The organism is Vibrio albus (genome assembly GCF_003144035.1).
Taxonomy (GTDB): domain Bacteria; phylum Pseudomonadota; class Gammaproteobacteria; order Enterobacterales; family Vibrionaceae; genus Vibrio; species Vibrio albus.
The window spans coordinates 1-551 of sequence record NZ_QFWT01000036.1; the positions used below are offsets into that span (position 1 = coordinate 1).

The window sequence follows — 551 nt, forward strand, 5'->3', positions numbered from 1 at the left end:
GGCTGCAAAAGAAGTAGGTAGTTTAACCTTCGGGAGAACGCTTACCACTTTGTGGTTCATGACTGGGGTGAAGTCGTAACAAGGTAGCCCTAGGGGAACCTGGGGCTGGATCACCTCCTTAACGATAGATTCTCACGATGAGTGTCCACACAGATTGATTAGGTTTAATAGAAGAGTTTTCGGTATGGGTCTGTAGCTCAGGTGGTTAGAGCGTTCGCCTGATAAGCGAGAGGTCGGTGGTTCAAGTCCACTCAGACCCACCAATCCGAGATGGGGCTATAGCTCAGCTGGGAGAGCGCCTGCCTTGCACGCAGGAGGTCTGCGGTTCGATCCCGCATAGCTCCACCATCTTTAAGTGTTCTTATTTCTTTTAATTAGAAAGCAGAATCTTTAAAAATGGTTTGTTTTTCCGAAAACGAATACATGCTCTTTAACAATTTGGAAAGCTGACAAAGTAATCTTTAAGATTACTTGTAAAAGTTCTCAAATCTTATTTCTCTCTTTTATAAGAGAAAGATAAGTACCAACAAACACATTCAAGTGTTCTTGGG

At 43.6% G+C, this 551-nt stretch carries 2 tRNA genes and 1 rRNA gene; all 3 read left to right on the top strand.

Features of this window, described 5'->3' with window-relative positions:
- Positions 1–121: ribosomal RNA gene (locus tag DI392_RS19435) — 16S ribosomal RNA — on the top strand; the annotation flags it as partial.
- A 65-nt stretch (positions 122–186) separates the two neighbouring features.
- Positions 187–263: transfer RNA gene (locus tag DI392_RS19440), tRNA-Ile, on the top strand.
- Positions 264–272: 9 nt separating this feature from the next.
- Positions 273–348 (top strand) — tRNA-Ala (locus tag DI392_RS19445).
- Positions 349–551 lie beyond the last annotated feature (203 nt).